General features: G+C 70.3%; 3 protein-coding genes, 1 tRNA gene and 1 rRNA gene. 1 reads left to right on the forward strand and 4 read right to left on the reverse strand.

What is annotated here, in order from left to right; all coding sequences use genetic code 11:
- Positions 1 to 62 precede the first annotated feature (62 nt).
- Positions 63 to 5,594, reverse strand: coding sequence for a HAMP domain-containing protein (locus tag AB0D66_RS01535; RefSeq protein ID WP_362294901.1), 5,532 nt, complete (start codon positions 5,592 to 5,594; stop codon positions 63 to 65).
- Positions 5,595 to 5,760: 166 nt separating this feature from the next.
- Between AB0D66_RS01535 and AB0D66_RS01540 the strand changes: the two genes are divergently transcribed.
- Positions 5,761 to 8,343 carry a SpoIIE family protein phosphatase gene (locus tag AB0D66_RS01540; RefSeq protein ID WP_362294904.1) on the forward strand — a complete coding sequence of 861 codons (2,583 nt, stop codon included), beginning with the start codon at positions 5,761 to 5,763 and terminating at the stop codon, positions 8,341 to 8,343.
- 16 nt (positions 8,344 to 8,359) lie between these two features.
- On the opposite strand, the gene AB0D66_RS01545 is transcribed toward AB0D66_RS01540, so the two are convergent.
- The 3 genes from AB0D66_RS01545 to rrf form a co-directional block, all read right to left on the reverse strand.
- Entirely contained in the window at positions 8,360 to 8,590 is a 231-nt protein-coding gene (locus tag AB0D66_RS01545) for a hypothetical protein (protein ID WP_362294908.1), read from the reverse strand.
- 296 nt (positions 8,591 to 8,886) lie between these two features.
- Positions 8,887 to 8,962: transfer RNA gene (locus AB0D66_RS01550), tRNA-Thr, on the reverse strand.
- Between the two features lie 5 nt (positions 8,963 to 8,967).
- Positions 8,968 to 9,084 (reverse strand): 5S ribosomal RNA (rrf, locus tag AB0D66_RS01555).
- Between the last annotated feature and the right edge of the window lie 141 nt (positions 9,085 to 9,225).

Below are 9,225 nucleotides of genomic sequence, written 5' to 3' on the forward strand. Positions count from 1 at the left end.
CCCTCCCACACCGCTTCGGGCATACTCCGTCGGCAATCGTCGCCGATCCGCTCGGCGGGCGGTCACTTCCCGCGCATCCACTGCTCCATCACCGACAGCAGGTAGTCGGGGTCGACCGGCTTGGTGACGTAGTCGGAAGCACCGGAGTCGATCGCCTTCTCCCGGTCCCCCTTCATCGCCTTCGCCGTCAGCGCGATGATCGGCAGCCCCGCGAACTGCGGCATCCGCCGGATCGCCGAGGTCGTCGCATAGCCGTCCATCTCCGGCATCATGATGTCCATCAGCACGACCGTCACGTCGTCGTGCTGTTCCAGGACCTCGATGCCCTCCCGCCCGTTCTCCGCGTACAGCACCGCCAGCCCGTGCTGCTCCAGCACGCTGGTCAGCGCGAAGACGTTGCGCACGTCGTCGTCCACGATGAGCACCTTCTCCCCGTGGAAGTCGTACGTCCGCGGCACGACCGGGAGCTCCTCCTCGGCACTGCCCCAGCCGTCCTCGGCGCCCGCCACGCCCGGCTGCCCCGGCACGGCCGTACGCGGCTCCAGGTCGCTCAGCGACTTGCGCCGGCGCCGGAACAGCGCCGCCCCGCCCTGGCCCGGCTCGGAGCCCGGCAGGGCCGAGCGCTCCGCCCGGCCGGGAGCGGCCTGCGCCGGAGCCGTCGGCGAGGGCGCCGCGGGGGAGGCGGGCAGCGCGGGCCGCGCCTCGTCGGAGGGCCTGCGGTACAGCTCGGCGCGGGCCCCGCCGGGCGTGGGCGGCGCGTACCCCTGCGGGGGCAGCTCGCTCGGGTGCAGCGGCAGGTACAGCGTGAAGGTGGAGCCGCGGCCGGGCTCGCTGGCCGCGTGGATCTCCCCGCCGAGCAGCCGGGCGATCTCCCGGCTGATGGACAGCCCCAGCCCCGTGCCCCCGTACTTGCGGCTCGTCGTGCCGTCGGCCTGCTTGAACGCCTCGAAGATCACCAGCATCTTGCTCGCGGCGATCCCGATGCCGGTGTCGGTCACCGAGAAGGCGATCAGGTCCGCGTCGGCCTCCCGCAGCGAGCCGGCCTCCAGCAGCTGCTCCCGGATCGCCGTCGGGACATCGGCCCCGGCCGGCCGGATCACCAGCTCCACCGCGCCGGTGTCGGTGAACTTCACCGCGTTGGACAGCAGGTTGCGCAGCACCTGGAGCAGCCGCTGCTCGTCGGTGTGCAAGGTGGCCGGCAGCTCCGGGGAGACCCGCACCGAGAAGTCGAGCCCCTTCTCCGCGGTCAGCGGCCGGAAGGTGGCCTCCACGTAGTCCACGAGCTGGACCAGCGCGATCCGCGTCGGCGAGACGTCCATCTTCCCGGCCTCGACCTTCGACAGGTCGAGGATGTCGTTGATCAGCTGGAGCAGGTCCGAGCCGGCGCCGTGGATGGTCTCGGCGAACTCCACCTGCTTGCCCGACAGGTTCTCGTCCGCGTTGTCGGCGAGCAGCTTGGCCAGGATCAGCAGCGAGTTGAGCGGGGTCCGCAGCTCGTGCGACATGTTCGCGAGGAACTCGGACTTGTAGCGCATCGAGACCGCCAGCTGCTCGGCGCGCTCCTCCAGGACCTGCCGGGCCTCCTCGATCTCGGTGTTCTTCACCTCGATGTCCCGGTTCTGCTGGGCCAGCAGCTCGGCCTTCTCCTCCAGCTCCGCGTTCGCCGCCTGGAGGGCCTTCTGCCGGTTCTCCAGCTCGTCGGAGCGCTCCCGCAGCTGCTCGGTCATTTCCTGCGACTGCTTCAGCAGCATCTCCGTCTTGGAGTTGACGCTGATGGTGTTGACGCTCGTACCGATCATCTCGGCGATCTGGCTGAGGAAGTCCTTCTGGATCTGCGTGAACGGCGTGAAGGACGCCAGCTCGATGACGCCGAGCACCTTCCCCTCGAAGAGCACCGGCAGCACGATCACGTGCGCGGGCGGCGCCTCGCCGAGCCCCGAGGAGATCTTCAGGTAGCCCGGCGGGGTGTTCTCGACCAGGATCGTCCGCTTCTCCTCCGCGACCGTCCCGATCAGCCCCTCCCCCGGCCGGAAGGACGTGGGCACCTGGCCTCCGGCGTACGCGTAGCTCCCGCGCATCCGCAGCTCGTACGAGCCGTCCGTACCGCCCTCCGTACCGATCTCCTTGGTACCGCCGGCCGGCAGGGCCAGGAAGAAGGCACCGTGCTGCGCCGAGACCACGGGCGTCAGCTCGCTCATGATCAGCGAGGCGACGTCGTCGAGCTCCCGGCGGCCCTGCATCAGGGCGGAGATCCGCGCCAGGTTGCCCTTGAGCCAGTCCTGCTCCTTGTTGGCCAAGGTGGTGTCGCGCAGGTTGACGATCATCGTGTTGATGTTGTCCTGGAGGACCTGGATCTCGCCCGCGGCGTCCACGTCGACCTTCAGGCTGAGGTCGCCGCGGGTCACCGCGGTGGCCACCGCCGCGATCGCGCGGACCTGCCGGGTGAGGTTCCCGGCCATCTCGTTCACGGACTCCGTCAGGTCCCGCCAGGTGCCGTCCACGTCCCGGACCCGGGCCTGGCCGCCCAGGATGCCCTCGGTACCCACCTCGCGGGCCACCCGCGTCACCTGGTCGGCGAACGAGGACAGCTGGTCGACCATGGTGTTGATGGTGGTCTTGAGCTCCAGGATCTCGCCGCGCGCGTCGATGTCGATCTTCTTGGTCATATCGCCCTTGGCGATGGCGGTCGTGACCATGGCGATCTGCCGCACCTGGCCGGTGAGGTTGGAGGCCATGAAGTTCACCGAGTCGGTGAGGTCCTTCCACGTACCCGAGACACCCGGTACGTGCGCCTGGCCGCCCAGGCGGCCCTCCGTACCCACCTCACGGGCCACGCGCGTGACCTCGTCGGCGAAGGACGACAGGGTCTTCACCATGGTGTTGACCGTGTCGGCGAGCTGGGCGACCTCGCCGCGCGCCTCGACGGTGACCTTCTTCGTCAGGTCGCCGTTGGCCACCGCCGCCGAGACCTGCGCGATCCCGCGCACCTGCGCCGTCAGGTTCCCGGCCATGGTGTTGACGTTGTCGCTCAGGTCCTTCCAGATGCCGGTGACCCCGCGCACGCGCGCCTGGCCGCCGAGGATGCCCTCGGTGCCCACCTCGCGCGCCACCCGCGTCACCTGCTCCGCGAACGAGGACAGCTGGTCCACCATCGTGTTCACGGTGGTGACCAGCTCGAGGATCTCGCCCTTCGCGTCGACGGTGATCTTCTTGGAGAGGTCGCCCATGGCCACCGCCGTGGTCACCTCGGCGATGTTGCGCACCTGCGACGTCAGGTTGTTGGCCATGAAGTTGACGGACTGGGTGAGGTCCTTCCAGGTGCCGGAGACGCCCTTCACCTCCGCCTGGCCGCCGAGGATGCCCTCGGTACCCACCTCCCGCGCCACCCGCGTCACCTGCTCCGCGAAGTTCGAGAGCTGGTCGACCATCGTGTTGAGGGTGTTCTTCAGCTCCAGGATCTCGCCCCTGGCGTCCACGTCGATCTTCTGCGACAGGTCACCGCGCGCCACCGCCGTGGCGACCTGCGCGATGTTGCGCACCTGCGAGGTCAGGTTCCCGGCCATGCCGTTCACCGAGTCCGTCAGGTCACGCCATACGCCGGCCACGCCGGGCACCTGCGCCTGGCCGCCGAGCCGGCCCTCGGTGCCCACGTCCCGCGCCACCCGCGTCACCTGCTCCGCGAAGGCCGAGAGCTGGTCGACCATCGTGTTGATGGTGTTCTTCAACTCCAGGATCTCGCCCCGGGCGTCCACGTCGATCTTCTGCGACAGGTCACCGCGCGCCACCGCCGTGGTCACCTGGGCGATCTGGCGCACCTGCGAGGTCAGGTTGCCGGCCATGAAGTTGACGGAGTCGGTGAGCTCCTTCCAGGTGCCGGACACCCCCTCGACCCGGGCCTGGCCGCCGAGCCGGCCCTCGGTGCCCACGTCCCGCGCCATCCGCGTGACCTGGTCGGCGAAGGAGGACAGCTGGTCCACCATCGTGTTCACGGTGTTCTTCAGCTGGAGCATCTCGCCGGAGACGTCCACGGTGACCTTCTGCGACAGGTCGCCGTTGGCCACCGCCGTCGTCACCTGCGCGATGTTGCGGACCTGGCCGGTGAGGTTGCGGAAGGCGGTGTTCACCGAGTCGGTGAGGTCCTTCCACGTACCGGCCGCACCCGGCACCTGCGCCTGACCGCCCAGCTCACCCTCGACGCCGACCTCACGGGCCACACGCGTCACTTCCGCACCGAAGGACTGGAGCTGGTCCACCATCGTGTTGACGGTGTTCTTCAACTCCAGCATCTCGCCGGCCACGTCGACCGTGACCTTCTGCGACAGGTCGCCGTTGGCCACCGCCGTCGTCACCTGCGCGATGTCCCGCACCTGCGTGGTCAGGTTGCGGAAGACCGTGTTCACCGAGTCGGTGAGGTCCTTCCACGTACCGGCCGCACCCGGCACCTGCGCCTGGCCGCCCAGCAGGCCCTTGGCGCCGACCTCGCTGGCCACACGCGTGACCTCGTCCGCGAAGGTCCGCAGGGTCTCCGTCATCTGATTGATCGTTTCGGCCAGCTGCGCGACCTCGCCGCGCGCGCTCACCCGTACCTTCTGCGACAGGTCGCCGTTCGCGACCGCCGTCGTCACCTGCGCGATCCCGCGCACCTGAGCCGTCAGGTTGCCCGCCATCGTGTTGACGGAGTCGGTCAGGTCCTTCCACACACCGGCGACCCCGGGCACCTTCGCCTGGCCGCCCAGCTCCCCCTCCGTACCCACCTCGCGGGCGACGCGGGTCACCTCGGAGGAGAAGGAGGACAGCTGGTCCACCATGGTGTTCACGGTGTTCTTCAGCTGGAGCATCTCGCCGGCCACGTGCACGGTGACCTTGCGCGACAGATCGCCCTTGGCCACCGCCGTCGTGACGAGAGCGATATCACGCACCTGAGCGGTGAGCCGGTACGCCATCGTGTTGACGGAGTCGGTCAGATCCTTCCAAGAACCCGACATTCCGCGCACCTGGGCCTGGCCGCCGAGCTTGCCCTCGGTACCCACCTCCAGCGCCACGCGCGTCACCTCGTCGGTGAACGCGGACAGCTGGTCGACCAGGTTGTTGACCGTACGCCCGACCTTCAGGAACTCCCCGCGCAGCGGGTGCCCCGCGCCCTCCGTGGCCTGGGTCCGCAGATCCATCCGCTGGTCCAGATCGCCCTCGGCCACCGCCGACAGCACCCGGCCCACCTCGGACACCGGCCGGGCCAGGTCGTCCACCAACTGGTTCGACGCGTCGATCGCGGCCGCCCAGGAGCCCTCACAGGCACCGGTTTCCAGCCGTTCGCTCAGCTTGCCCTCGCGGCCCACCATCCTGCGGACCCGCGACAGCTCCCCGGTCAGGTGCAGGTTGCGGTCGGCGACCTCGTTGTAGACGGCGGCGATCTCCGCCATCACGCCCTCGCCGGACACCGTCAGCCGCTTGCGGAAGTTCCCGTCCCGCATCGACACCAGGGCCGTGAGCAGCCTGTTCAGAGCGGCGGTATCGACCTCGGTCGTCCCCCCGCGCCGGGACCGACCGCCCTTCGGCCGCGTTCCCGTACGCCGCACCGCTGCGCCAGACTCCACCGTGTCCCTCCCGAAAGGGTCGACCGCTGTTCCACCGGGCTACGAGTGTTCCTGCCCAGCTCTTCAAGCCTGCCCAGTGTTTCACCCTGGCCGAACCCGGCCATAACACTTCGGCACCATCGCACACCCGCCGTACCCTGCGGGGGGAATCCCAGACGACGGCACCATGCCGACCGCGAAGGTAAGTAACCTGGCACCCGATGTCCAACCGCGTCGAAGGAGACCAGTGATCACGGCACGGGCGGCTGCCAGCTTCGACCCCCTCGGGCGCTCGGTCGCCGCCGCCCGCGCGTTCGTCCGCGACACCCTGCAGGGATGGGGCTTCGCGGACATCGTCGACGACGCGGTGGTCCTCACCAGCGAGCTCGTCACCAATGCCGTGGTCCACGCCGGAACCCGGGCCGAGGTCCTGTGCCTGCGCGCCGAGGACGGCGTGCGCGTCGAGGTCGCCGACCGCTACCCGGAGCGCGAGCTCCCGCTCCAGCACCCCGGCGAACGCCCCTACGCCGACCCCGACCGCGAGAACGGCCGCGGCCTGATGCTCTGCGCCGCCCTCGCCACCCGCTGGGGCGTCGAGTACACCGCCACCCACAAGCACGTGTGGTTCCGCCTGGACCTCCCAGACCGTCCGGTCGGTACCCGCTCCGCGGGCCCCGTCGTCCCCGACCAGCTGCTCCCCCTCGCCGACAGCCGGGTCCGCGTCGCCGTCCTGCAGATCGACTCCGCCGGCGCCGTCTCCGCCTGGAACGAGGACGCCGAGCACGTCTTCGGCTACCCCGCCGAGAAGGTCGTGGGCCGCCCGCTCGCCGAGCTCGCCGCCTGGCCCCAGACCCCCGGCACCGGCACCGGCATCGCCGAGGCACTGGGCCTGTCCCGCTGGGAGGGCAGTTACGGGATCCGCGGCTCCGACGGCCGCGTCATCCCCGTTTACGCCTCCCACCTCCGGGTACGCGACGCCCATGGCGAACCCTCCATCGTCTGCCTCCTCGTGCATGACGACGAGCGCGCCCTCCTCCAGACCCCGGTACGGATCCCGGCCGACGGCGGCCACCTGACCGAGCCCCGCCCCGCCGACCCGTTCGAGGTCTTCATCGGCTCGCCCGCCCCCGACGACCTCGACGGCCTCCTCCAGCGCACCGTCGAGCGGGCCCGCGACCTCCTCGACGCCGACGCCGCCTTCCTGCTCCTCGCCACCGACGACGAGACCGAGCTGGAGGTCCGCGCCACCACCGGGCTGCCCTCCACCCGCCAGCGCTTCGCCCGCGTCCCCGTCGAGGCCGGCACCAACCGGTACGGCTCGGCCCGCATGCCCGCCGTCCACGACGACCTCGCCTCCGTCCCCGGAGCCGTCCCGCTCCTGGAGTCCACCGGCATGCGGTCCGTGGTGACCGTCCCGCTGAAGGTCGAGGGCCGTCTCACCGGCTCTCTCGGCGTCGCCGCCGAGGTCCCCGGCCGCTACTCGAACGAGGAGGCCCTGCGCCTCCAGTTCGCCGCCGACCGCATCGCCCTCGCCGTCGAGTCCGCCCGCCTCGGCGAACTCGAGCGCCTGCGCCGCGGTTCGCTCTCCTTCCTCGTCGAGGCCTCCGACCTGCTGGCCGGCACCCTCGACCGCGACCAGACCCTCGCCCTCATGGCACAGATGACCGTCCCCACCCTCGCGACCTGGTGCGCCGTCTACACCATCGCCGACCAGTCCTCGGATCCGTACCTCTCCTACGTGCTGCACGAGGACGAGGAGCGCATCGACGGCCTCAAGGCCCTGCTCTCCCGGGTCAGCCCGCCCGAGCCCGTCCGCGGGGCCGGCGCCCGCCCGTGGCCGGAAACGGCTCTCGCGGTCGGCGGCGAGACCGTCGTGCTCCCGCTGATGGCCCGCAACCGCGTGATCGGCATGCTCACCCTCGGCAAGCCCAGCGAGGAGCACTTCCGCCAGGAGATCCTCGAACTCGCCGAGGACCTCTCCCGCCGGGCCGCGCTCGCCCTCGACAACGCACGGCTCTACTCCGAGCGCACCGCCATCAGCCGCTCCCTCCAGCGCAGCCTGCTGCCGCCCGGCTCCCCCGCGATCCCCGGCATGGAGGTCGAGGTCATCTACCGCGCCGCCGGCGAGGGCAACGAGGTGGGCGGCGACTTCTACGACGTCTTCCCCATCCGCGAAGGCGCGTACGGCTTCGCCATCGGCGATGTCTGCGGCACGGGCCCGGAGGCGGCCGCGGTCACGGGCCTGGCCCGGCACGCCCTGCGCCTGCTGGCCCGCGAGGGCCTGGGCGGACCCGCCGTCCTCGAACGCCTCAACGCGGCCATCCTCGACGAGGGCGCCCGCAGCCGCTTCCTCACCCTCCTCTACGGCGAGCTCCACCCGCAGCCGGACGGGGGCGCGCTGATGAAGGTCGTCTGCGCCGGCCACCCGCTCCCGCTGCGCCTGCGCCCGAACGGCGAGGTGCTCCCGGCCGCCGAGCCGCAGCCCCTGCTGGGCGTGATCGACGACCTCGACCTGTACGAGCAAACGCTGACCCTCGACCCGGGCGACGTGCTGCTCTGCGTCACGGACGGCGTGACCGAACGCCGCGAGGGCAGCCGCATGCTCGGGGACGACGGCCTTGCCGAGGTCCTCACGACCTGCACGGGCCTGACCGCGGGTGCGGTCGCCGCCCGGGTCCTGCGCGCGGTGGAGCGCTTCGCCGCCGAACCCGCCTCGGACGACATGGCGATCCTCGCGTTCCGTGTCCCGCAGCAGCGCGAGGGCGACTGAGGACCCTGCCGTCCCCTTATCGCTCGTGCCGCCGGGGCCTCGGCCGCGTCGACAGGATCATGAAGGACGGGGCCGCCATCTCGGTGGCCAAGGGCAGTCTGTCGTTGCCGACCTGGGGGCCGGCGTGCTCCGGTGCGGTCAGCGGCTGGACGGGCGTGGACGTGGCGCGGACGCCGGCATCGGCCGTCACGGGCGGCACGGGCGTCACGATCTTCGAAACGAGGCGTCGGATCCCTGCGATGCTCATGCGACGTCCCCTTCCGCCAGGGCCTGCACGATCCTCAGAACGAGGCGTCGAATCCTTGCGAGGCGCATGATCGGGGTCCTTTCGCAGCTCGAGGGGCTCGGACTGCGGATGCGGCGAGGAGGCCGTCTGCCTCCCGCTCCCTCATCCGTGATCCCATTGCGCCCCACGCCACGGCCACGGTCACGACCCGGAAAGTCGGGGCTTGACAGGAGGTCCGCCCCGGCAGGTACGGGCACCCCGCCGGCTGCGCCCAAAACGAAGAAAGGCCCCCGCCACAAGGCGGGGGCCTTTCTCTTTGGAGCCCTTTAACGGAATCGAACCGTTGACCTTCTCCTTACCATGGAGACGCTCTACCGACTGAGCTAAAAGGGCGGGTTGTTCGGCGGCGTCCTACTCTCCCACAGGGTCCCCCCTGCAGTACCATCGGCGCTGAAAGGCTTAGCTTCCGGGTTCGGAATGTAACCGGGCGTTTCCCTAACGCTATGACCACCGAAACACTATGAAATTTGAACGCTGGCTATGGACACAGCTGTTCGTTATTTCAGAACTAACACAGTGGACGCGAGCAACTGAGGACAAGCCCTCGGCCTATTAGTACCAGTCAGCTTCACCCGTTACCGGGCTTCCACATCTGG

The sequence above is a fragment of the Streptomyces sp. NPDC048270 genome (genome assembly GCF_040652335.1).
Lineage (GTDB): Bacteria > Actinomycetota > Actinomycetes > Streptomycetales > Streptomycetaceae > Streptomyces.

Excerpts from the sequence above, each read along its gene's own strand:
- AB0D66_RS01545 (WP_362294908.1), bottom strand. The coding sequence starts at position 8,590 with ATGAGCATCGCAGGGATCCGACGCCTCGTTTCGAAGATCGTGACGCCC.
- AB0D66_RS01540 (WP_362294904.1), top strand. The coding sequence starts at position 5,761 with ATGCCGACCGCGAAGGTAAGTAACCTGGCACCCGATGTCCAACCGCGT.